Source organism: Fictibacillus solisalsi (assembly GCF_900103485.1).
Lineage (GTDB): Bacteria > Bacillota > Bacilli > Bacillales > Fictibacillaceae > Fictibacillus_C > Fictibacillus_C solisalsi.
Window position 1 is genome coordinate 1,256,224 of record NZ_FNHW01000001.1, and the last position, 22,561, is coordinate 1,278,784.

Here is a 22,561-nt window from a genome sequence, read left to right on the forward strand (position 1 = left end):
GACGCTGGGGAAATGTTTCCCCGGCGTTTTTTCTTTGCTAAAATGTAGGCAAAAGAAGGCTTCCGCATTACAATAAGGGTAGAGAAAATAAAAAACAAAGGGGTTGTATCCTATGGGCATGCCGATGGAATTGAATACAATGATCGTGACAAAGAATAAAGAAATCCGATTGAAATCATCAAACCTATACACACTGACAAAAGAAGGCTACCGACTGTACCCGCTGGATATTCCGCTGGAAATTCGTAAAACAAAAGAAACCAAGCCAGTAGCGATTGCAAAAATCAACGAAATGACCTGGAAGGACGGCCAAACGGAGCTCACTTATGAACTGCTTGACTTGAATACTGTAAATTAATAAATCAAAAATCGAAATATGTCGAACGGAAGTACGATAAAATCCCCCTTTTAGCGAAATGATATGTATAGAGCTCAATCTACAGTAAAAGGGGAGCACGCATGCATGAAATTGGACGAACTGCTAAAAGAAATAACGATCACTGACCGTGTGAATCACCTTCCTTCCGTATCAATCAACGCTATTCAATTTAATTCAAAAAAAATCCGTCCAGGAGACCTGTTTGTAGCGATTAAGGGGTTTGCCGCAGACGGCCATCAGTACATCCAGCAAGCGATCGATAAAGGGGCTGTTGCCATTGTCGGTGAACAGCCTCCCACTCAGTTGGATGTTCCGTACTACCAGACACCGGATTCAAGAAAAGCCCTGGCTCACCTTGCAAGTCAGTACTATGGCCATCCCTATCAAAATCATGTAATGATTGGAATCACGGGGACGAACGGTAAAACAACCACTGCTTATTTGTTAAAGCATATGCTTGAAAAAGCAGGGAAAACTTGCTCTTTGATCGGAACGGTTCATAACATCGTAAATAATGAAAAGATTCAATCAAAGAATACAACACCTGATCCTCTCGAATTGCAAGCCCTCCTTGCCGAGAGCCGTGACGAAGTTGTGATTATGGAAGTATCTTCACATGGCATTGAACAGCAGCGTGTGGAAGGGATACAGTTTGATTATGCGCTTTTTACCAATCTTGGGCATGACCATTTGGATTACCATGATAGTATTGAGGAATATTTCAATGTGAAATCTAAACTATTTAAACAACTAAAGAAAAATGGTGTTGCGGTTATTGCTTCCCATAACGAATGGGGAAGAAAGCTCATACATCGAATTAAAGCAACGGAACATGACGTCTATACATTCGGCCTTGATGATCGTGACGACATGAAACTCGTCCATGTTTGTACAGAATACTTTCCATTAATTAAATTAAAACAAGAATCACTTGAATATACCTTTCAATTACCGCTTCCGGGCCTTCATAATGCCTGGAATACAATCGGCGCATTGCTGACCGTTTCAAAAATGAACCTTTCGCTTGAAAAGGTGATTGCTACATTGGATATGTTCCCCGGTGTACCAGGCCGGTTTGAAACATACAGCCACACTTCAGGTGCTACATTTATCGTTGATTATGCCCACACGAAGGACGCTATAGAGTATTGCTATCAAACCGCCAAACGAGAAAATGCAGAGCGGATCGTCCATGTATTAGGTTTCAGGGGTAACCGCGATGTGACAAAGCGAAGTGAAATTGTCTCCCTTTGTTCCTCTGTCTGCGGCCAGCTTATTCTTACCTTCGATGACTTGAATGGGGTTCCCGAGGAAAAAATGATCAGTGAACTGGAACATTTGAAAGAAAACGGTGCGAAAAACAATGCCATCGTTATCCCGGACCGCACCAAAGCCATAGAATACGCCTGGAAAGAAGCCAGAGCAGGAGATTGGGTTTTTGTTACAGGAAAGGGCCAGGAATCCTACAAACAAAAATTCCAACTTCCTGCTTCCAACGATAAAGAAACCATTCAGTTTTTGCAGCAGGAACGGTTTGCGCTTCCAAAATAAAACGCCTCTTTGAGAGGCGTTTTTTTTACTGGTATTTATGCTGAAGATGCTCAATTTCATTGATTAGTTTTTTTCCTGCCGCAGGTTCATACAGCTGGTATAGGGGATGCAGTTTTTTTATCCACTTCTTTTTCTCTTCTGCATTCAGTGTATGAATCTGAATATCGGATTCTTTTTTGATCGATTTCAACTGTTTTTTATTCATGGAAATGTAATGTTTCTGGTTCCAGGTTACCGTTTCTTTAATTGCGTCGTGAATAATGGTTTGCACATTTCTTGGCAGTGAATTCCAGTAATCGTTGTTGATCAGAATTGCATAACCAAGGAAACCGTGATTACTGATCGTCATGTGATTTTGCACTTTATAATATTTTTTGGAATAAATATTGGAAATTGTATTTTCTTCTCCATCCACTTCTCCGGATTCCAAACTTCTGTATGTCTCATTAAAATCCATCGGAACGCTTTGACTGCCAAGAAGATCGAACTGCTTCTTCAGGACCGAGCTCGACATAATCCTGAAATTACGCCCCTTAAAATCATCAGTCGATATGATGGCATGGTCTTTGTTGGTGATCTGCTTTAATCCGTTCACCCAGAACCCCAGCCCTTTAATGTTATGGCTGTTCAGCGAAGATAGCAGAGTCCTTCCGATTGTTCCGTCCAATCCTTCATTAATCGCCGCTTCAGTAGGGAATGCAAACGGAAGATCAAGAGCCTGCCATTTGGGCGAGATGCTACCCAGCTTTGAAGTGGCAGGAGCAATCATCTGTACGTCTCCTTCCCAAAGAGCATGAAGTTCTTCCTTGTCTGAATAAAGGCTTCCATTTGGAAAGACCTCTACTTTAACTTTATGGTTTGATTTTTGGTCCACCAGATCAGCGAATTTTCGGGCTGCCAGTCCCTTCGGTGTATTTTCTGCGACCACATGACTAAATTTTATTACTATCTGCTCTTTAATTCCTTCCTGGTCATCATCAGATACCAGCTTTCGTTCTGAAAAATCAAAATGAAAACCTATATAAAATGAAAGCAGCAGGCCAGTGATAAGAAATAAGGCAATTCCTAAAAATGTTTTCATTTTATTCTTTTCTCCACGTTCTTTAATTTTCCATCAAGGCTTCTATTTTCTCTTTACAGTCTAGCATATCTTAAAAACCATGATACAATGTTCTGTAGAATTTACGGAAGGAAGACGGTCATGAATGTTCTAAAATTGCCCATCCGGTGGAAGATTATTTTTCTCTCTTTTGGAATCGTTCTCTTTTCCCTTTTGATTGGTGGAATTATTATCACTGGCAAAATCGTTGATATGAGGGAGGATGAGCTTGGAAAGAGGGGAATGATTACCGCCAGGACGGTGGCACAGCTGCCAGAAGTACAAAAACAAATCCAAAAAAAGAATGGTATGGCAGTCATTAACCCCATTGTGGAAAATATCCGCGTAATCAATAACACTGATTATATTGTAGTTTTAAACATGGATGGCATCCGCTACTCCCATCCGGTTCAAAGCCTGGTCGGCACAACGTCTTCCGGTGAGGATGAGGGCCCTGCTTTCGCGGATCATACCTATCTTTCCAAAGCGAAAGGAGAACTTGGAATTGCTGTCCGGGCTTTTATGCCGATAAAAAATGAAAAGTTAGAACAGGTTGGTGTCGTGATCGTCGGCAACATCCTTCCCGGTTACCTTGAAATTTTACAGGGATTGAAAGCACAAATTGCATTGATCATGTTCCTGACCCTTCTGTTTGGGCTTTTGGGTTCCTGGATGCTTGCACGGCATATTAAACAGCAGATGTTTCAACTCGAGCCCCATCAGATCGTGCGTATGTATGAAGAAAGCACTGCTGCGTTTCATGCCATGCATGAAGGAGTAATAGCCATTGATATGAATGAGAAGATCACTATATTTAATGAAAGGGCGAAAGAGATCTTTAATGTGAGCGGCCATCTTCTGGGAAAACCGATACGGAGTGTTATTCGGGATACCCGTTTACCCGAGATTATAGAATATGGGAAAGCGGTGTTCAATCAAGAAATCAATGTGAGCGGAAACATCATCATGAGCAACCGGATCCCCATTAAAGTGGACAAATCGGTAATAGGTGCAGTAGCGATTTTCCAAGATCGGACAGAAGTTGCAAAAATGGCAGAAGAGCTGACTGGTGTAAAAGCATTTGTTGAAGCCCTTCGCATCCAAAATCATGAACATTTGAACAAATTGCATACGATTGCCGGGCTCATTCAGCTGGATAAAAAAAATCAGGCACTGCAGTATGTGTTTGACATTACGGAACAACAGGAAAGCTTGACGCGGCTGGTTACAAAAAAAATCCGGAATGACAGTATTGCCGGGTTGCTGTTAAGCAAAGTGAGCAGAGGAAAAGAACTGAAAATCGAGGTCAATATTGACAGTCAAAGCCATCTCCAAAATCTTCCTCCTCACCTGAATGAGCATGATTTTGTCATCATCCTCGGAAACCTGATTGAAAACTCATTTTATGCCTTGAATGAAATCGATACTTCACCGAAAAAAATTGACGTTAGTATCGAACAGGATAATGACGTATGCGCGTTGCTTGTTGAAGACAACGGACCGGGTATTCCAGAGGAACTCCTTCCCTATATCTTTGAAAAAGGAATCACGACTAAAGGAGAAGATGGACTCGGGATTGGGCTTTACCTTGTAAAGGATATCGTGAGCAAGGGAAAAGGGGAGATTTCTCTTTCAACTTTCCCGTACGGCGGTACCAGCTTTTATATCACATTTCCTATGAAATAAAGGAGAATTGCGATGATTGAAAATAGCATTGACGTGTTGTTAATAGAGGATGATCCCATGGTTTTAGAAATTAACCGGGCATTTATTGAAAAGGTTTCCGGGTTCAAGGTGACGGGAATGGCCACAAATGGGGCGGAAGGGTTAAAACAGATCAAGAAACTGCAGCCAGATCTCGTCGTTCTTGATATCTATATGCCGAAGCGGGACGGAATTCATACCATCCACGAGATTCGAAAACACAAGTCCAAGGTGGATATTATCGTGATTTCTGCGGCAAATGACCGGCAGACCATACAAACCATGCTGCAGCAGGGAGCGATAGATTATATCATTAAGCCTTTTAAATTTGAGAGAATCCAGCAAGCGCTTGAACGGTACAAGGAATTCAGATTGCAGCTAAATACGCAAGGAGAAATGTCACAAAAAGAGGTGGATGCTCTGCTGTCGGTAGCGACAGTTTCCGAACGGAAACAAGAAGAAATACCAAAAGGGCTGAGCCAAAATACACTCATGCAGATCATCGGTTTTTTGAAAGACCAATCCGGAGGAAAATCATCAGAAGAAGTAGCCGAAGGAGTCGGCATTGCACGGGTAACCGCCCGAAGGTATCTTGAATACCTGGAGAAAACGGGGGAAATTAAGCTGGATGTCCAATATGGAGGTGTGGGCAGGCCAATCAACCGGTATTTAATGAAATACAAGGAGATTTAAACAGAGAAAGACCAAAAAGACCAAAAAGGACAATATCACCTAAATATTCACTAAATTTTCAGAAAGCGTTATCATCGTTTTATCGGTGATAACGCTTTCAGTTTTTCATAAGGAGGAAAAACCATGAAACCATTATTCAAAAACCTGACCTTCCAAGTCATAATTGCCATTATTCTTGGTATTACAGTAGGGCTTATTTGGCCGGATGCCGGTAAGCATATGAAACCGCTCGGTGATACATTTATCAATGCCGTAAAAATGGTGATCGCTCCGATTATCTTTCTTACCATTGTCTTAGGGATTGCGAAAATGGGAGACATGAAAAAAGTAGGAAAAGTCGGAGGAAAGGCTTTTATCTATTTTGAAGTGGTAACGACGTTTGCCCTGGTGATTGGCCTTATTGTTGTTAACATTATTAAGCCTGGGGCAGGACTGGACTTTGATAAGCTGCAAAAGGGGGATGTTTCCCAGTTCACTTCCGAAGGTGGAGAAGGGGGCATTAACTGGCTCGACTTTTTCACCCATATCGTTCCTAGCAACATGGTCGATGCGTTTGCAAAAGGTGATATCCTGCAGGTCCTCTTCTTTTCCATTTTGTTTGGAGTGGGGTTAACCGCCTTAAGAGACAAAGGAAAGCCTGTTATTGAGTTCTTCGATAAACTGCTTACGATTTTCTTTAATGTAGTTGGCTACATTATGAAAGCGGCACCTATTGGTGCTTTTGGCGCGATGGCGTTTACGATCGGTAATTTCGGACTTGCTTCTCTTCTCCCGCTTGGGAAATTAATGATTTCGGTGTACACCACCATGTTCCTGTTCGTTGTTGTGGTATTAAATATCATTTGTAAAATGTACGGCTTTAGCTTATGGAAATACCTGAGGTACATTAAAGATGAAATCCTGATCGTTCTTGGAACAAGTTCATCAGAATCAGTGCTTCCGCGCATGATGAATAAAATGGAAAAATTCGGCTGTTCAAAATCCGTCGTGGGTCTTGTCATTCCAACAGGTTATTCGTTTAACCTGGATGGAACCTCCATCTATCTATCCATGGCTGTTGTTTTTCTGGCTCAAGTGTTTAATGTGGATTTAAGCCTGACCCAGCAATTAACCATCATTGCCGTTCTGATGCTTACTTCCAAAGGTGCTGCCGCTGTGACAGGAGGAGGATTTATTGTCCTTGCTTCCACACTTTCCGCCATGCAGGTCATTCCTGTTGAAGGGCTGGCATTGCTGCTTGGTGTTGACCGCTTTATGAGTGAAGCCCGTGCAATCGTGAACTTGATCGGAAATGGGATTGCTACGATTGTAGTTTCTAAAAGTGAGAAAGAGTTCGATGAGAAACAAAGCGAACGGGCGGTACTTGACCTTGAAGCGGCAAGTAAACCCGCATAACAAAAAAAGCGCCCTGCTGGCGCTTTTTTTGTTTCTATCTTCGTTGATTTTCTTCATCTTTTAAGCGGTTTTGTTCGTCCGCCAGACGATTTTTGTTTGCTGAATCGTCTGTAGGCTTCTGGTTGCCCTGTACATTCTTTTCAAATTCAAGAAGACCTTCTTTGTTATTATTTGAATCAGCCATGATGAATCAGCTCCCTTTTTTTGATGTATAGTTTGTTTTCCCTGCAGCAGACGATTAAAACCGTTTAAATCATGATAAAAAGGGTACAGTATTTTTATCAACAGGGAGGGATGGACATGACTGAAAACAAGAACCAATCAAATAATGAGTCTGTAGAACAAAAAGAGAAGGAAACGAGACATCAGGATATTGATCCTCAGCGCGATCCTGATAAATCCGAAAAAAGGGAAGAAGACAAAAATCCTGATGATTTCGAATAGGAAGGCCTGAAATAATCAGGCTTTTCTTTTTGTTTGCCTTCTTCACTTTAAAAACAAAGGATATTGCATTAAAATAATAGGTGACCAGATAAGGAGGAACCAAAATGATTCATCAAACATGGAATAACAAAGAAACCGTTAAAAAAGTAATATGTGTACATACGAACGCTGCAAAGTATATGGTAAACCGTGTGCTCACAGAAGGAAAAACGTATGAAGTGAAAAACGAGACTGACGAATTTTATTTTGTGTTGGATAATTCCGGCAAGATTGGCGGTTTTTATAAAGATTATTTTCAAGTGGTGCAATGAGCAGAGTGCTCATTGCTTTTTTTTGTTTGTGATTAAAACTTTCCGGAGAAGGAGAAAAAAATGGATTCGTGGATTTATGCCTTCTTTACGATAGGTTATGTGGTTTTGCTCTTGATGGGGTTTTACCGGGCCAACCAAACCGGATTATTTACACTCGGCAATCTGCTGATTTTTGTGACGATGGGGCTGGTGTATGACAATGGTGTAATCGCTATTGGAAGATGGATCGGCAGCGGTTCTTTTCTGGAGAAACTAAGCTTTTACCGCTTTGTTTTTCATGCGCTTTTTACACCTATGCTTGTGTTGTTTTCGTACTATGTTATAAGGGAATCTGGGGTGGGGTGGGCTAAAAGCAAAAGTGCAAAACGCTTATTTATTGCATTCACTGTACTGCTGATTGTCCTGGAAATTGTGACGGAAACCATGGACGTAAAATTGAAAGTGGAAGAAAAATTTGGTGCACTTCGCTACGTGGATGCTGAATCTGGCGGCCCTCCGCTCATGGTGCTCCTTACTATTATCCCATTGCTGTCAGCGGGTTTCTATATTTTAAAGCGGCAGCTCTGGATCTGGATGCTCGGAGGGGCGGTCATCATGACGGCAGGAAGAGCCATCCCCCTGGAATTGGACAGTACGGCAGTTACCAATGCGTTCGAGCTTATTCTGCTCATTTGTCTTTGGGCAACCAAATTTTATCTTGATCAAAAACAAAGAGGTGTTGAAGTATAAAAAAGGAAGCCCATGATGGCTTCCTTTTTAATGGATCGGCTGTGTACGATATTTGATAATTACAGCTTTGATGGCGAAATAGGAAATTTCATCACCAAGCTCATCTTTTAATGGCTTTAATTTTTCAGAACCCAGTGTTTCAATTGCATTCAGAATTTTTTCTTCCTGTCCTTGAGGAATGATCCTGTTCCAGTTGAAGCTCATATCTTCTTCCGCACATCGAAGGAGATGGTTTTCAATAGTTTGTACAGAAAGATCTCTGATATTTGCGATGTGTTCAATGGTGTGATTTTCATTAAATAGAGCATAGGAGTCGAGATAACTGTTTTTTTGATGGTTGTCAGCCTTTCTCTCGGAAACCGTCGCCTCTGGCCCTGCTGTCTTTCCTTTTAACGCGTCAAGAAAGAGGGAACCATAGCGTTCAAACTTGACCTGGCCGACCCCTTTGATCTTCAGCATATCCTCTTCCGTTTGCGGGATCTTCTCACTCATTTCCTTCAGTGCACTGTCAGCAAACACAACATAAGGAGGAACATTTTCCTGATCAGCCAGTTCCTTCCGCAAGACTCTGAGGAGTTCAAACAGTTCGTTATTTTGAGCAACCCTGACAACCATCTGCCGTTTTTCCTTCCGATATACTTTTTCTTCCCCTTTGAGTACATGAACGGCCCGCTGGGTGAGCATTAACACCGGATATTGGCTGTCGGATAATTGTAGCAGTCCTTCCGCGGTTAAATAGTCAATCAGCTGCATGATCTCTTTTTGAGAAAGATCTTTCATGAGTCCATAGGTCGATAGGGAAGTCAGCCCAAGCTCCTGAAGCCGTTTGGTCCGGGAACCATTAAGCACTTGGGCGACAGCTGTTTTTCCAAAACGTTCATTCATGCGCTTGACGCAGGAAAAAACCATTTGTGCCTGTGTGGTGATCTCTTTTTGGTCACGCTCATCTGTACAATTTCCGCATTTGCCGCAGTCAGAGGCGGGTTCATCTCCGAAGTATTCCACGATAAACCGCTGGAGGCATTGTTCGGTGTGGCAGTAGTCTGTCATCAACTGAAGTTTTTTGTATTCGCTGCCTTTTCTTGTTTCATCCTGTGTTCCTTGTTCAATCAGAAACTTTTGAAGCTGTACATCCCGTGCAGAAAAGAAAAGCAGACATTCGCTTGGTTCTCCATCCCTTCCGGCACGTCCTGCTTCCTGATAATAGGCTTCAAGATTGCGTGGCAGATTGTAATGGATCACATATCGGACATTCGTTTTGTTGATTCCCATTCCAAATGCATTGGTTGCGACCATGATGGAAGTATCATCATAGATAAATCGGTTTTGTGATTCAGATCGTTCCTCTTCGGACAGTCCTGCATGATATTTTGACGTGCGGTAGCCCTGTTTAACGAGCAACCCGTGAAGCTGGTCCACCTCATTTCTTGTGGAGGCGTAAATGATACCCGGACTGGATTGGTTTTTTTCAATATATTTTAATAGAAATTCCCGTTTCACTTCATCCTTAATGATAGAAAAGGTAAGATTGTCCCGTTCAAAGCCGGTCACTACCGTTTCGCCGATATTCAATTGGGAGCATATATCCTCTGTTACTTCCTTTGTTGCCGTTGCTGTCAGGGCAACGATAACAGGACGGGGATATAAGTTATTGAGCATATCCTTGATTCTAAGATAGCTTGGACGGAAGTCGTGTCCCCATTGCGAAATACAGTGGGCTTCATCAATGGCAATCATCGAAACATTGATCTGCCCAACCAGTCTTCTGAAGCTTGCAGATTCAAGCCGCTCAGGGGCAATATAAATCAGCTGATACGTACCTTTTTCAGCTTGCTGTAACCGCTCCTGAATTTCCATATCCGATAATGAACTATTAATATATGTAGAAGGGATTCCTGCATTTTCAAGAGAATCGACCTGGTCCTTCATAAGGGAAATCAGGGGTGAAATGACGAGTGTCACACCTTCCAAAAGCACTGCCGGAACTTGGTAGCAGAGAGATTTTCCGCCGCCTGTAGGCATGATGCCAAGCGTGTTCTTCCGTTGAAAAATGCTTTTGATCACTGCTTCCTGTCCAGGACGGAAGGACGGGTAGCCGAAATGACGTTCTAATATTTGCTGTGCCAGATTAAGCATAAAATCTCCTTTCCAAAAAAGAGAGAGTAAAACTGCGGTTTAAAAAACATAGGACAACGATTAATTATACAACAATCAGCAAAAACCTGCAGAAATTATAAAAGGTGGTTCTGCATTTTTCGGGTGGATTTGAAGTTAAATGATGGAAACTGGGGAAACATGTAGAAATTTGTAACACAATTGTAACCTTACTAAAATAGTTTTGTTAAGAAATTTTTATATGATAGATTTATTGGTAATGCAAGAAAATTTTAGGGGGAAAGCACGACTTGAAAAAATTACTTATGGGGTTAGGGATTGCCGGCGTATTGGCCGCAAATCCAATTGTTGGACAAGCTGCACTTGGAGACCATACATTAAGATATGGAATGACACATACTGAAGTAAAGGATTTACAACAAACGTTAAAAACAAAAGGCTATTTTACGTATAGCGGAACACCAACTACGTATTTTGGGACCTATACGCAAAGCGCGGTAAAGAGCTTTCAAAAAGCTAAAGGGCTTACGGCTGATGGAATTGCCGGGCCGGCAACATTCAAGGCATTGGGCGTCACGAAATCGTACAGTGCCACAAATATTGTTTCAACAGCTAAACAATACATAGGTGTGCCGTATGTATGGGGCGGTACATCACCATCCGGCTTTGACTGCAGCGGTTATGTTTATTATGTTTTTAAAAAATCGGCAGGTATTACTCTACCAAGAACAACAGCAGAAATGTACAAGCAGGGAACAAAAGTAACGACCCTGAAGACAGGAGATCTTGTTTTCTTTACTACCTATACAACAGGTGCTTCACATGTAGGCATCTATATTGGGAACAACCAATTTATTTCTGCGACTTCTTCCAGTGGCGTATCGATTGTTTCCATGGACAACAGTTATTGGAAGGCGCGTTACTTGGGAGCAAAACGAATCTAATTGGAAAACCGGGGAACTTATGCAAATTAAGTTCTCCGGTTTTTTTATTTTCTTGATAATTGGGTATAAGAGTAAAAGTATGGGAATCAGAACATAAAAAAAGAATTACAGGGAAAAATAGGAAGAGACAGGAGGGAATAAACAAATGACAAACAGTAAACTGCCGCAGTTTTCCGAATCCTATTGGAGAGATTCCTGCACAGTGAAAGGATATGAACCTTTGAATGCTGACGATGAAGCGGATGTCGTTGTCATTGGAGGCGGAATTTCAGGAATTACAACTGCCTACCTTTTAAGTAAAGAGGGTCAAAGAGTTATCCTGCTCGAAGGAGGAAAGCTGTTAAATGGTACGACAGGCCATACAACAGCAAAAGTGACGAGCCAGCATGGTGTCATTTACGATGAATTAATCCAGCACTTTGGAGAAGAAGTTACAAGGCAATATTATGAAGCCAATAATTCAGCACTGAATTTTGTAAAGTCCACCATTCAGGAACATAGCATTGACTGTGATTTTTCCGAACAGGATGCGATTATTTATGCAGAATCCGAGCAGTACCTGGAGCAGGTAAAAAAAGAATACGATGCCTATCAGAAGCTTGGAATTGATAGTGAATATCTGGACTCCATTCCTTTAGATATACCGGTTCTTGGAGCCGTTTCCATGAAAAAGCAGGGCCAATTTCATCCACTTAAATATTTGGCATCCCTGGTTGATGAATTTGTAAAAAACGGGGGGAGAATATTCGAAGGGACCACTGCTTCTGACATTCAAACCGGACCGCAGCCAGTTGTCGTCACAAGGGAAGGGCATAAGGTTCGTTGCCGTCATGCAGTTGTTGCTTCCCACTTCCCATTTTATGACGGAGCAGGATTTTACTTTGCGAGGATGCATCCTGAACGCTCCTACTCCATAGGAGTGAAAACAACGATGGATTATCCAGGGGGCATGTATATCAGCGCAGACAGTCCGACCCGGTCAATCCGATACACCGAAAATAACGGAGAAAAGTTGCTCATTGTCGGTGGTGAAAGCCATAAAACAGGGCAGGATGATAATACCGAAAAGCATTATGAAGCACTTTGTAAATTTAGCGAAGACGTGCTGGCAGCAACCGAAATTCCTTACCGCTGGTCTGCTCAGGATCTTGTAACTTTGGATAAAATCCCGTACATCGGACCCATTACCTCTGTTCACAGCAATATATTGGTTGCCACTGGCTACAGAAAATGGGGGATGACCAGCGGAATTTTTGCTGGCATGCTGGTCAGAGATTTGATTCTAGACCGGGAAAATCCGTACCGGGAAGTCTTTACCCCTTCAAGGTTTAAAGCCGATCCCAGCTTAAAAACATTAGTTGTGGAAAATGCCGATGTCGCCAAACACTTAGTTGAAGGAAAATTGGAGATGCCTGACCGGACGCCCGCGGATCTTGGACCGGATGAAGGCGCTCCTGTTACCTATAATGGGAAAAGAGCCGGTGCCTATAAGGATGAACGGGGACAGCTTTACGTTCTCGATACAACCTGCACCCATCTTGGCTGTGAAGTGGCCTGGAACAACGCGGAAAGGACGTGGGATTGTCCATGCCATGGCTCAAGGTTTTCCTATGAAGGAGAAGTCGTGGAAGGACCGGCTACCGATTCGCTGACGAAATTGAATGACGAATAATGCGTATAATAAAAAGGCTTTCAGTAATTGTTTACTGAAGCCTTTTTTTGTTGGCATGACAGGCTCTAATGAACCCCTCAAGCAAGGTTGCCCGTGACGGGGTATCATTCAATTCCTCGGGATGCCACTGAACGCCTAAGATAAATTGTTTCGGGTTCACTGATTCTACTGCTTCAATCACGCCATCGGGAGCAAAGGCGACCGGGCGGAGAGCAGAGGGGATCGATTTAACTGCTTGATGGTGAAAACTGTTGACCCGCAAATTCGTTTTCCTCCCTGTAATGTCATGCAGCAGGGAATTTTCCACAACAGCAATCGAATGAGTGGGCACACTGCGCGGGGCCTCCTGATGATGTTTAATATAATTTTTCAGTTCGGAGCCCACATCCTGAAACAAGGTGCCGCCGAGAGCGACATTTAAAATGCCCGTCCCCCTGCATATGCCTAAAACAGGCTTGTTCTGCTCTAGTGCTTCGTTTAGCACTCCGATTTCATAATCGTCTTGCTGCGGGTTTACTTTTCCAAGGCTTTGTACTGGTTCTTCTCCAAAAAAGAATGGATCGATATCATCGCCACCTGGAAGCAGGAGACCGTCACAAAGTGCCAGACTTTTGTATGCTGCCTCACGATCCACAGACGGTAAAAGAATAGGTAACCCTCCAGCTTTAATAATGGCTTTACTGTAGGCCAGGTTTAAAATGGAACTGAGGTTTCCATTGTGCATGGAAGAGGAAACTGTTATCCCGACCACGGGAAGAATTCCATTCATGAATAACCATCCTTTCCTCTCATTCGGTTTCTACAAGTATGCCCAAATATAAATGAACGTTTGCAAACGAAGTAAAAGGGTATACATAAACCGGTTAATTATCTAAAAATTCAAAATTCAGGGAGGTTAAGCATGAAGCAAAAATTCTCAGTTTTTTTGATCATGGTTCTCAGTTTTTTGATTGTATTCCAGCCCAGTGGAGGACTGGCAAAGGCGTCACAGAAGCCTGAGAAAAATCATTCGTATTCACAAGTTGCCTATGGCCAGGACGGAATGGTAGCCAGCGCCACCCCTTTCGCTTCCAAAATTGGAGCGGAGGTACTCAAAAGTGGCGGCAATGCGGTAGATGCAGCTGTTGCCATACAGTTTGCGCTCAATGTCACGGAGCCAATGATGTCGGGGATCGGCGGAGGGGGTTTTATGATGGTGTATGATGCCAGCACCAACAAAACTTCCATTGTGGACAGCCGGGAACGTGCCCCGGCGGGAGCTGAACCCGATATGTTTCTTGGCGGGGATGGAAAACCGATTCCCTTTGAAGAAAGGGTCACTCAAGGAACAGCAGTAGGTGTTCCAGGAACGTTGGCCGGCCTTCAAAAAGCACTGGATAAATGGGGAACCAAGCCAATGAGCGTGCTTATCAATCCGGCCATTGGCCTGGCTCAGCATGGCTTCAGGATTGATTCAGTTCTTGCAAAATCAATTGAAGAGAGCAAAGATAAGCTCTCAATGTCAGCGGCTAGAGATGTTTTTCTGCCGCATGGAAAACCATTAAAAGAAGGAGACAAGCTCGTTCAAAAGGATTTGGCCAGAACCTTCCGCCTGATTCGCAAGGACGGACCTGATGTGTTATACAAGGGTGAAATTGGACGTGCACTTGCGCGGACGGTGCAAAAAAAAGGAGGAACGATTAAGCCCTCCGATCTCAGAAAATATCAAGTGACTGTTGATCAGCCGGTATGGGGTGATTATAAAGAATACCAGGTCGCCAGCATGCCGCCGCCAAGCTCAGGAGGGGTTTTCCTCTTGCAGATGCTGAAGTTGCTTGATAGCTACCATTTATCTCAATACGACGTGGAATCGTGGCAAAAGTATCACCTCCTTGCTGAAGCCATGCATCTTTCCTATGCCGATCGGGCAGCTTATGCCGGTGACCCGGAATTTGTAAAGGTGCCAGTCAAGGGGCTTCTGCATCCGGATTATATTAAAGAGCGCCAGGCTCTTATGGGTCTTGACCATATGAATAAGACGGTAAAGGCAGGGAACCCTTGGAAATATGAAAATGACACCCCGAATTACAAAGTCGTTCCCCAAAATGACGACAAAAAAATCGGACAGACGACACATTTTACAGTAGCCGACCGATGGGGGAATGTGGTTTCCTACACAACGACCATTGAGCAAGTGTTTGGAACGGGAATCATGGTTCCGGGTTATGGATTCATGCTCAATAACGAGCTCACGGATTTTGATGCGGTTCCTGGTGGAGCGAACGAGGTGCAGCCCAATAAACGGCCGTTAAGCAGCATGACACCGACCATCATCTTCAAAAATAATAAACCATATTTAACCGTTGGTTCACCAGGCGGCCCAACGATTATCACTTCGGTATTACAGACCATTCTCCACTCTATCGAATATGAAATGGAATTAAAAGCGGCGGTGGAAGAACCAAGAATATATACGAATAATGTGAACAACTATCAGTACGAAAAAGGAATTCCAGCCGATATTCTTTCAGCATTGAATAAAAAAGGTCATGCTTTTGGCCAGCCCGGCGATGAAATCGGCAACGTCCAAAGCATCTTTATCGACAGCAAAGAGGGCTATTTTAAAGGTGTGGCCGACTCCAGCCGAAAGGGTGCCGCCATTGGTGTCACACTAAACAACAGAAAATAATGAAAGAAGACACATGGACAGTCCATGTGTCTTCTTTCAATTTAAAATGCCGATTCATACTCCCGCAAATCTTCCACTTCCGCTACCTTAAACCCGCTGTGTTCAAGTTTGTGGACAAGCTGGTTTACTTGATCTTCCGTAACGGTCCGGTTGAGGGTGATGATGATTCTGCGCACGAACTGTTTTCCAGCATCCTGTGTAAACACACCTTCTATGTTGTATTCTTCTCCGATGGAGGAAAATAATTTTTTTAGTGAGCCTTTACCTTCGGTTGTAGAAACGGTCAGCGAATATCCGCCCTTTTTTATGCCATATGAATCTTCAAGAATATCCATCACTTTTGAGTGGGTGACAATTCCCTGAAAATGGCCGTTTTGGTCAAGAACCGCAAGAAAAGGGAGACGTCTGATGGTAAAAAGAACTTTAAAGAAGGGAGTATCCTCATACACAAAGGCGCTTTTCTCTTTCAGCAGATGACTTACAGGATCAGAGAGTGGTCCATTTCCCTCAATTAAATAATCGGAAGTGGCTTCTTTGTAGATTAACCCCATGAAAGTCTGTTGGGTTTCATCAAGAACGGGTATGCACCTGAACCCCGATTCAACCAGCTTTTTTCGGCTGTCTGCAATAGAAGTATCTGCGGTGACATAGGTAACTTTGGCTTTTGGTACATAGTTCGACTTAATTTTTATCTCCATCTCCCCCTTGAAATCATAAGGGCTTTACTACTACTTTCGTCATGAGTCTCCCGATTCCCTTTTCTGCAGAAGGTATAGTACAAATTTAGACGTGTTTCTTCTCCTTTGGTCAAAAGTCCTGTGTAAATTCTCCCCTTTTTTATCTTCATTTGTCGGATATTTCCTCCTATTGACGCAAGGAGTCAAAAAAACTAACCAGAAATAGGTAAAGGTAATTAAATGCTCATTTTAAGGAGGATAATTAATGAAAAAAAATGCGAACAAAGCCGTTAAAGCAACAACAGCAGCGCTGCTTGCGGCCGGCTTATTTACTGGATCTGCTGCTGCCGCTGCAGCGGAGAGCCATCATTCTTCTCCATCCAAGATACCAGGGGCGTACCAATCTTCAAGCAAAGTGTTTAATGTACCTAAAGTGCCTTTTAAAGGACTGGCTAAAAAAGGAAGTGGCCAGGATGAAATAGGACCTTCTAAACCGAGCTACAAAATGAATGTTTTTTACGATAGTAAAAAGCACCAGATCTCAGGAACGTTAACAGTCAAGTTGAAAAACAACCTGAAGAAAAATCTGAATGAACTATATTTTAATGTTTGGGGCAACGCCGAAGATTTTGCTGAAAATGGTGGCGGCACGGATGTGAGCAATGTGAAGGTCAACGGTAAACAGGCCGTTTACAATGTAGATGGAACAGCGTTACATATCCCTACGGTTAACATTAAAAAGGGGGCTACGGCCTCTGTCAGCATGAATTTTACCGTATCTGTTCCTCATCAGCAGGATCGGTTTGGCTGGTTTAAAAATACCGTTTCCCTTGGTAACTGGTTTCCGATTCTTGCAGTCTATGATAAAGAAGGATGGAATGTAGATCCGTATTTCAATGCAGGGGAATCGTTCTATTCCTTAACCGGCGATTACGACGTAACCCTGACCACGGATAAAAAACAGGTAATTGCGGCGACCGGAGAGGAAATCGGTAAACCCCGAACCGCAGGAAATCTCGCCATCCACAGGTACAAAGCCCATAATGTAAGGGATTTTGCATTAGAGATGGATCCTACGTATAAAGTAAAAAAAGGAATGGTCAACAATGTTAAGATCAATGTTTACTATACGGCAGAACAAGCTGCCTATGCGGATTCAATGCTTGCATCCGGCCTGAAAAGCATTGATCTCTTCAGTGACCATTTTGGAACCTATCCTTGGCCAGAGCTTGATATTGTCGGTATGGAAGGTTGGTTCGGAGGGATGGAATATCCTCAGCTGGTCATGATCAGCATTGCGGGTACCCGCTCACAGGAATGGGTGAAATCCGTTACTGCGCATGAAATCGGCCATCAGTGGTTTTATGGTATTATCGGGGACAATGAATATGATGAGCCGTGGCTTGACGAGTCCTTTGCAACGTTCGCCGCAGCATTGCATGATAATGAGCTGAACCAATTGACAACTCCTCCTGTAGCTAACAAGGAGTTCCACCTTTCTTCACCAGTTTCCACCTTTACCGCATACGGAGATGAGGGTGTCAATGCTTACTACCAGATGATCTATGGTTACGGTTCCCGCACCTTAAATGATCTGCGTGTGAAGTTGGGTGACAAAGTGTTCTATTCAGCTATGAAAGCTTATTTCAAAGAAAAGAAGTTTGGCGTAACCACAACCAAAGATTTTATACGTATTATGGAAAGAGAAAGCGGCAAGGATCTCGGTGACTTCTTCAAGGATCACCGCGTCTATGTATCCGATCAGGAATAATTCAAACGTGTTTAAAAGCTGGCTCTATTTTAAAAGGGCCGGCTTTTTTAATGAACAGATCGTGTGAAAAAGGCAAGCAGAGTAAAAAAGGCAGGAGCAGGGAAGTATGGAAGAAAACGAGACATAAGAAAGGGAGAAACTATGCTTAAAACGTTATTGTTCTGTTCATCTTGTTCCTGCCGGTTATCATGTACGTGTTAAAAGAGAGGTTTGAACCAGCGGCAACTGTGTTCTCATGTCTGGCCTATCTCAGCTTTTTAGCTTTTTCATTATTGCTTCTCTAACGGTCTACGACATGATTGTAACTTATCGTGTGTTTATGACCACGGTGCATCGAATCTTTTTAAACCCGGTTTTCCTTATTTCTTCATCCTATCTGGGATTGCACCTTCTTTATCTGTTATTTTCCGTCATCTTTAAACAGAAAAGCTGATCTTTTTGAAGAATAAGGTAAATACAGGCTATTCAACCGGTGTGTAATCCATTAAGATTAGGATAAAAACGCTTACAAGGGGTATGAATTGTGTTAAAAAAAGTGGGAGTTACCGGATTTTTCGCCCTTTTTATGCTCAATGCCGGCTTAATGCTTTATTTTGGAAGGGAAACATTCCAGGTTACTTCAAACGCACAGCAGCCTTCCCGCTATTCCTATCATTTTGTTTTAATTTCCGAAGAAGTGGACAATGAGTATTGGAGACTGGTAGAAAAGGGAGCGGAAGCTGCATCAGGAAAACATAACATTCATCTGGATTATTGGGGGCCAAAACAGGCGAATAACGAAGATCAGCTTACGTTTATTGACAAAGCGATCGCAAGTAAAGTGGATGGCATCATGACCCAGGGGGTTTCCAGCGACACCTTCAACTATCTTGTCAACAAATCGGTCCAAAAGGGAATCCCGGTTATTACCGTGGATACCGATGCTCCAGACAGTGTCCGTCTGGCTTATGTCGGCTCCGACAATTATCTCGCAGGAAAACTGGCCGGAGAGACAGTGATCAAGCAGACCTCAGGGCAACAAAAAGTAGGGATCGTCACAGGCCGGTTCGAAGCCTCCAACCAGCAGCTTCGCGTAAAAGGGTTTAAAGACGCCGTCTCAAGTGTCTCCCGCATTCAAATTGCCGGAATAGGAGAATCCAACATTACAAAAAGCGGTGCCATACAGGCAACATATGAACTGCTAAAAAACCATCGGGACATTACCGCGTTTTATGGTACCAGTGCTCTTGACGGACTGGGTATTAGTCAGGTGGCCTCTCTGTATCAGCAAAAGAAAAGGCCGTTTATTATCGCTTTTGACACCCTCCCTGAGACATTAACCCTTCTAAACAAGCATAAAATTGATGCAACTGTTGCGCAATACCCTTTTATCATGGGAGAGCGGGCGGTCGAAACACTGTTTGCCATCAAAAAAGGAGCATACCCGGGTTCTCTTCAATATACCAAAACCGATATTATGACAAATTTGAAGGGGAGCCATCCATGAAAACAATACGAAGCAAGCTTATCCTCTATTTTTTTGTCTTTGTTGTGCTTTTTAATGTGGTTTCCATTTCTATTTTTTTCAGCAGCCGTTCCTTTCTCCAGGAATATGATTCCAGCTTTCGGCAATTTCTGCTGCTTAATCAAATCTCTCAAACGTCCAACCAGCTTTATGAAAAAGCAAACCAATTTGTGCTCGGCAGGAATCAGCGTGTGCTGAATGATTTTCAGAAGCTCAGGGTGACATTAAACGAAAAAACAAAGCAGCTTCAAAACCAGAAAGGATTTGGGGAAATTCAGGTGAAATCCTATATCCACATGATTGAAACCTTAATCCAGGAGTGCGAAATGTCGATCGGCTTTGCGATTCGGGATGATATCGACCAGTATTCCCTGCATATTAAGGAAGCCCGTAATACTTCTTCCTATCTTCAGGATACGACTATGTCATTGATCGATCATAAACTAACAGACTATCAAACGTTTTATGATGATTTGGAACGAAGAAAACGCTCTTTCATATGGTTTGCCTTATTTTTGTTCAATACTACCGTATTACTGGCTGTTTTTTTCGCATTATGGTTTTCAAGAGGAATCAACAAGCCGGTTCAAATTTTGTCAAAAGCCGCATCGGAAGTGTCTGCCGGAAAGCTGGATGGGCCTATCATACATATTGATTCAAACGATGAACTTAAGCTTCTGGGTGAGACGTTTAATTTAATGAGAAAAAACATCCGCCAGTATATCGCAGAAATAGAAGAAAAGTCAGAGCTTGATTCCTTATTGAAAGAGTTGGAGCTCAAACATTTGCAAAATCAGATCAACCCGCATTTTCTCTTCAATACACTGAATACAATCTCAAGGACGGCCTATTTTGAGAATGCGGAGGAGACATCCAGGCTTATTCATGCTGTTTCCACACTTCTCCGGTACAGTCTGGGCAATATTAATCAATCGGTTCGATTGCGTGAAGAAATAAAAGTCGTGACAGAGTACTTTTACATTCAAAAAACCCGCTTTTCCGACCGCATCACTTTTTCTGTAAACGTCGCTGAAGAGTGTAAGAAAATTCAGGTGCCCCGGCTTATTCTGCAGCCAATCGTGGAAAATGCATTTATCCATGGCGTCGAGGGGATGGAAGAAGGCGGAAACATCTTATTGAACATTTTTTCAGAGAATGGAAGGACGATTGCCGAGATTCATGATAACGGAGCAGGTATGACTGAAGAACTTGTGACACTGATTACCAATCATCAGGAAAAAAACAGCCAGCATGTAGGCCATTCAACAGGAATTGGCCTGCAGAACGTTATGAGAAGGATGGAGCTTTTTTATCAAGCTGAAAATCTCGTATCCATTTCTTCCGCAAAGGGTCGAGGCACAAGTGTTAAACTAATCTTTCCCATGGAGGAGGGTGATTCACTTGAAGGCAATAATTGTGGATGATGAATCAATTGAAAGGAAAGCACTAAGGAAAATCATTGAAAACCGTTTTCCTGATCTTGAGATTGCTGCTGAAGCGGCAAATGGCAAAATGGCAGTGGAGCTGGCAGAAAAGCACAAGCCGCAACTCATGACGGTTGATATTAAAATGCCGGGCATGAATGGAATAGAAGCGATCCAGAAAATTCGCAAAAAGCTGCCACGCACACAGTTCATTATGGTCACCGCTTATGAGTCTTTTGATTATGCCAAGGAAGCCATGAAACTGGGAGTAAGAGAATATCTATTAAAGCCGAGTACCCATGATGAAACATCAGCGGCAATTCACAGGGTGTTCCAATCCATTTTGGAGGAACAGGAGCGGGAGAGTCTGTTTAGTGAATCTACAGCTGTTGTATTGGAGAATATTCTGTTGAAAATTCTGCAGCACGAGCTGCAGGATGAACCCATTAATATGCTTCAACGACTGTACCCCCACATGGTGAATGCCTATATCACGGTGATGGAAGGAGAAGGAGACCTTTCGGCAGAAGCCATTAAAGGGTTGCTTGATGAACTTTCGCCTTCTCCCTTTATTGCTGTTCCCCATGGAAGTCAGCTGGTTGTTCTTTTCATCAGCGAAAAGAAAGATCCATCGGATGATGCTCTTCTTTTTGCCAAAAGGCTAATTTCCGCCAGTTTCGAAAAATGGAGAATTGGTATCGGGACAACTTACACCCAGTTGAATAAGATCCGACGGTCCTATGAAGAAGCTCTGTATACCGTTATGCGTCTGAAAGTGCAGGACAGCCCCCGCTATGCCTTATTCTCTGAAAATGGTCCAACGCATGAAAGCCCATTTGACAACCTTCTTTCGGCAATATTTAACAATCAACCTTTCGAAGCTTCAGCCATACTTGGCATGCTCATGAATCAGGGAAGATCAGCAGACCTTTATATCGAGCTGAAAGAACGGCTTATTCATGAAGGTTTTGAATCAGCCAATTTGCAATATCCACAGACCAGACAGGCATGGGATGAACTCATTCATGGACTCTGCCAAATGATACAGGATGCTCAAAGAGCAAAGGATCCGGTGTCGCTCGCCAAAAAATACATAGATGAGCATTCACACGAAGCCCTTTCACTGGAGCAGATTGCAGAAATGGTTGGCCTGAGCCCGACCTACTTTACCAAACTCTTTAAAGAGGAAACCAATGTTACATTCATTGAATTTTTAACGGAAGTGCGGCTGAATAAAGCGGTCACGCTGCTGAACAAGAACAAGTACAGCCTGAAAGAGATTTGCTTTATGGTGGGCTATAAGGATCCCAATTATTTTAGCCGTGTGTTCAAAAAGCAGTTTTTGCTCTCTCCAAAACAATATGTCAGGGAAAAGGCACTCAACCAGCACAGAAAGGGATGGGCCGCACCTTAAAAAAGTGAAGATAAAGATAAAAAAGTGCAGAAATTAACGTCCCACTTGAGCGGGTTTCGTTTATATA

General features: G+C 42.9%; 20 protein-coding genes. 15 read left to right on the forward strand and 5 right to left on the reverse strand.

What is annotated here, in order from left to right:
- The first annotated feature begins 112 nt into the window (after positions 1-112).
- Together BLT53_RS06515 and BLT53_RS06520 are read left to right on the forward strand one after the other, a co-directional pair.
- Complete coding sequence (locus BLT53_RS06515) at positions 113-358, forward strand: DUF2584 domain-containing protein (RefSeq protein ID WP_090233585.1); 246 nt, start codon at positions 113-115, stop codon at positions 356-358.
- A 105-nt stretch (positions 359-463) separates the two neighbouring features.
- The gene (locus BLT53_RS06520) at positions 464-1,930 is read left to right on the forward strand and encodes a UDP-N-acetylmuramoyl-L-alanyl-D-glutamate--2,6-diaminopimelate ligase (protein WP_170834254.1); all 1,467 of its coding nucleotides are present in this window, start codon (positions 464-466) and stop codon (positions 1,928-1,930) included.
- A 25-nt stretch (positions 1,931-1,955) separates the two neighbouring features.
- On the opposite strand, the gene BLT53_RS06525 is transcribed toward BLT53_RS06520, so the two are convergent.
- Positions 1,956-3,011, reverse strand: coding sequence for a DctP family TRAP transporter solute-binding subunit (locus tag BLT53_RS06525; RefSeq protein ID WP_090233588.1), 1,056 nt, complete (start codon positions 3,009-3,011; stop codon positions 1,956-1,958).
- Between the two features lie 120 nt (positions 3,012-3,131).
- Here BLT53_RS06525 and BLT53_RS06530 point away from each other — a divergent pair, with 120 nt between their 5' ends.
- The 3 genes from BLT53_RS06530 (at position 3,132) to dctP (ending at position 6,821) form a co-directional block, all read left to right on the forward strand.
- Entirely contained in the window at positions 3,132-4,715 is a 1,584-nt protein-coding gene (locus tag BLT53_RS06530; protein WP_090233589.1) for an ATP-binding protein, read from the forward strand.
- A gap of 12 nt (positions 4,716-4,727) precedes the next feature.
- The gene (locus tag BLT53_RS06535; protein ID WP_090233590.1) at positions 4,728-5,426 is read left to right on the forward strand and encodes a response regulator; all 699 of its coding nucleotides are present in this window, start codon (positions 4,728-4,730) and stop codon (positions 5,424-5,426) included.
- Between the two features lie 123 nt (positions 5,427-5,549).
- Complete coding sequence (gene dctP / locus BLT53_RS06540; RefSeq protein ID WP_090233592.1) at positions 5,550-6,821, forward strand: C4-dicarboxylate transporter DctP; 1,272 nt, start codon at positions 5,550-5,552, stop codon at positions 6,819-6,821.
- Between the two features lie 34 nt (positions 6,822-6,855).
- On the opposite strand, the gene BLT53_RS24945 is transcribed toward dctP, so the two are convergent.
- Positions 6,856-7,005, reverse strand: coding sequence for a hypothetical protein (locus tag BLT53_RS24945; protein WP_170834255.1), 150 nt, complete (start codon positions 7,003-7,005; stop codon positions 6,856-6,858).
- A 116-nt stretch (positions 7,006-7,121) separates the two neighbouring features.
- Between BLT53_RS24945 and BLT53_RS24645 the strand changes: the two genes are divergently transcribed.
- From BLT53_RS24645 to BLT53_RS06550, 3 genes are all read left to right on the forward strand, one after another.
- Positions 7,122-7,265 carry a 3-methyladenine DNA glycosylase gene (locus BLT53_RS24645; protein ID WP_139168374.1) on the forward strand — a complete coding sequence of 48 codons (144 nt, stop codon included), beginning with the start codon at positions 7,122-7,124 and terminating at the stop codon, positions 7,263-7,265.
- Positions 7,266-7,369: 104 nt separating this feature from the next.
- A complete protein-coding gene (locus BLT53_RS06545) occupies positions 7,370-7,576 on the forward strand; it encodes a DUF6501 family protein (protein WP_090233593.1) in 207 nt (68 codons plus the stop codon).
- 60 nt (positions 7,577-7,636) lie between these two features.
- On the forward strand, positions 7,637-8,305 hold the full coding sequence (locus BLT53_RS06550; RefSeq protein WP_090233595.1) for a hypothetical protein: 669 nt from the start codon (positions 7,637-7,639) through the stop codon (positions 8,303-8,305).
- Between the two features lie 27 nt (positions 8,306-8,332).
- Here BLT53_RS06550 and recQ read toward each other — a convergent pair whose 3' ends face one another.
- Positions 8,333-10,441: a DNA helicase RecQ gene (recQ, locus tag BLT53_RS06555; protein WP_090233596.1), complete on the reverse strand. Its 2,109-nt coding sequence runs from the start codon at positions 10,439-10,441 to the stop codon at positions 8,333-8,335.
- Between the two features lie 269 nt (positions 10,442-10,710).
- On the opposite strand from recQ, the gene BLT53_RS06560 reads away from it, so the two are divergent.
- A complete protein-coding gene (locus BLT53_RS06560) occupies positions 10,711-11,364 on the forward strand; it encodes a C40 family peptidase (protein ID WP_090233597.1) in 654 nt (217 codons plus the stop codon).
- Positions 11,365-11,509: 145 nt separating this feature from the next.
- On the forward strand, positions 11,510-13,036 hold the full coding sequence (locus BLT53_RS06565; protein WP_090233599.1) for an FAD-dependent oxidoreductase: 1,527 nt from the start codon (positions 11,510-11,512) through the stop codon (positions 13,034-13,036).
- Between the two features lie 31 nt (positions 13,037-13,067).
- On the opposite strand, the gene BLT53_RS06570 is transcribed toward BLT53_RS06565, so the two are convergent.
- Positions 13,068-13,805, reverse strand: a complete 738-nt coding sequence (locus BLT53_RS06570; RefSeq protein ID WP_090233600.1) for a gamma-glutamyl-gamma-aminobutyrate hydrolase family protein — start codon at positions 13,803-13,805, stop codon at positions 13,068-13,070.
- 132 nt (positions 13,806-13,937) lie between these two features.
- On the opposite strand from BLT53_RS06570, the gene ggt reads away from it, so the two are divergent.
- Complete coding sequence (gene ggt, locus BLT53_RS06575) at positions 13,938-15,704, forward strand: gamma-glutamyltransferase (RefSeq protein WP_090233602.1); 1,767 nt, start codon at positions 13,938-13,940, stop codon at positions 15,702-15,704.
- Between the two features lie 41 nt (positions 15,705-15,745).
- Here ggt and cbpA read toward each other — a convergent pair whose 3' ends face one another.
- Entirely contained in the window at positions 15,746-16,402 is a 657-nt protein-coding gene (gene cbpA / locus BLT53_RS06580; protein ID WP_090233603.1) for a cyclic di-AMP binding protein CbpA, read from the reverse strand.
- Between the two features lie 244 nt (positions 16,403-16,646).
- Here cbpA and BLT53_RS06585 point away from each other — a divergent pair, with 244 nt between their 5' ends.
- The 4 genes from BLT53_RS06585 to BLT53_RS06605 all read left to right on the forward strand — a co-directional run bounded on the left by BLT53_RS06585 (position 16,647) and on the right by BLT53_RS06605 (position 22,494).
- On the forward strand, positions 16,647-18,152 hold the full coding sequence (locus BLT53_RS06585; protein ID WP_090233605.1) for a M1 family metallopeptidase: 1,506 nt from the start codon (positions 16,647-16,649) through the stop codon (positions 18,150-18,152).
- A gap of 523 nt (positions 18,153-18,675) precedes the next feature.
- On the forward strand, positions 18,676-19,638 hold the full coding sequence (locus BLT53_RS06595) for a sugar-binding protein (protein ID WP_090233608.1): 963 nt from the start codon (positions 18,676-18,678) through the stop codon (positions 19,636-19,638).
- Entirely contained in the window at positions 19,635-21,080 is a 1,446-nt protein-coding gene (locus BLT53_RS06600) for a sensor histidine kinase (protein WP_090233609.1), read from the forward strand. The genes BLT53_RS06595 and BLT53_RS06600 overlap by 4 nt, the downstream gene beginning before the upstream one ends.
- Positions 21,058-22,494, forward strand: coding sequence for a response regulator (locus BLT53_RS06605; protein WP_170834256.1), 1,437 nt, complete (start codon positions 21,058-21,060; stop codon positions 22,492-22,494). The genes BLT53_RS06600 and BLT53_RS06605 overlap by 23 nt, the downstream gene beginning before the upstream one ends.
- Positions 22,495-22,561: the final 67 nt, after the last annotated feature.

Coding starts and splice junctions, on each gene's coding strand:
- BLT53_RS06515 (WP_090233585.1), top strand. CDS start 113: ATGGGCATGCCGATGGAATTGAATACAATGATCGTGACAAAGAATAAA.
- BLT53_RS06520 (WP_170834254.1), top strand. CDS start 464: ATGAAATTGGACGAACTGCTAAAAGAAATAACGATCACTGACCGTGTG.
- BLT53_RS06525 (WP_090233588.1), bottom strand. CDS start 3,011: ATGAAAACATTTTTAGGAATTGCCTTATTTCTTATCACTGGCCTGCTG.
- BLT53_RS06530 (WP_090233589.1), top strand. CDS start 3,132: ATGAATGTTCTAAAATTGCCCATCCGGTGGAAGATTATTTTTCTCTCT.
- BLT53_RS06535 (WP_090233590.1), top strand. CDS start 4,728: ATGATTGAAAATAGCATTGACGTGTTGTTAATAGAGGATGATCCCATG.
- dctP (WP_090233592.1), top strand. CDS start 5,550: ATGAAACCATTATTCAAAAACCTGACCTTCCAAGTCATAATTGCCATT.
- BLT53_RS24945 (WP_170834255.1), bottom strand. CDS start 7,005: ATGGCTGATTCAAATAATAACAAAGAAGGTCTTCTTGAATTTGAAAAG.
- BLT53_RS24645 (WP_139168374.1), top strand. CDS start 7,122: ATGACTGAAAACAAGAACCAATCAAATAATGAGTCTGTAGAACAAAAA.
- BLT53_RS06545 (WP_090233593.1), top strand. CDS start 7,370: ATGATTCATCAAACATGGAATAACAAAGAAACCGTTAAAAAAGTAATA.
- BLT53_RS06550 (WP_090233595.1), top strand. CDS start 7,637: ATGGATTCGTGGATTTATGCCTTCTTTACGATAGGTTATGTGGTTTTG.
- recQ (WP_090233596.1), bottom strand. CDS start 10,441: ATGCTTAATCTGGCACAGCAAATATTAGAACGTCATTTCGGCTACCCG.
- BLT53_RS06565 (WP_090233599.1), top strand. CDS start 11,510: ATGACAAACAGTAAACTGCCGCAGTTTTCCGAATCCTATTGGAGAGAT.
- BLT53_RS06570 (WP_090233600.1), bottom strand. CDS start 13,805: ATGAATGGAATTCTTCCCGTGGTCGGGATAACAGTTTCCTCTTCCATG.
- ggt (WP_090233602.1), top strand. CDS start 13,938: ATGAAGCAAAAATTCTCAGTTTTTTTGATCATGGTTCTCAGTTTTTTG.
- cbpA (WP_090233603.1), bottom strand. CDS start 16,402: ATGGAGATAAAAATTAAGTCGAACTATGTACCAAAAGCCAAAGTTACC.
- BLT53_RS06585 (WP_090233605.1), top strand. CDS start 16,647: ATGAAAAAAAATGCGAACAAAGCCGTTAAAGCAACAACAGCAGCGCTG.
- BLT53_RS06600 (WP_090233609.1), top strand. CDS start 19,635: ATGAAAACAATACGAAGCAAGCTTATCCTCTATTTTTTTGTCTTTGTT.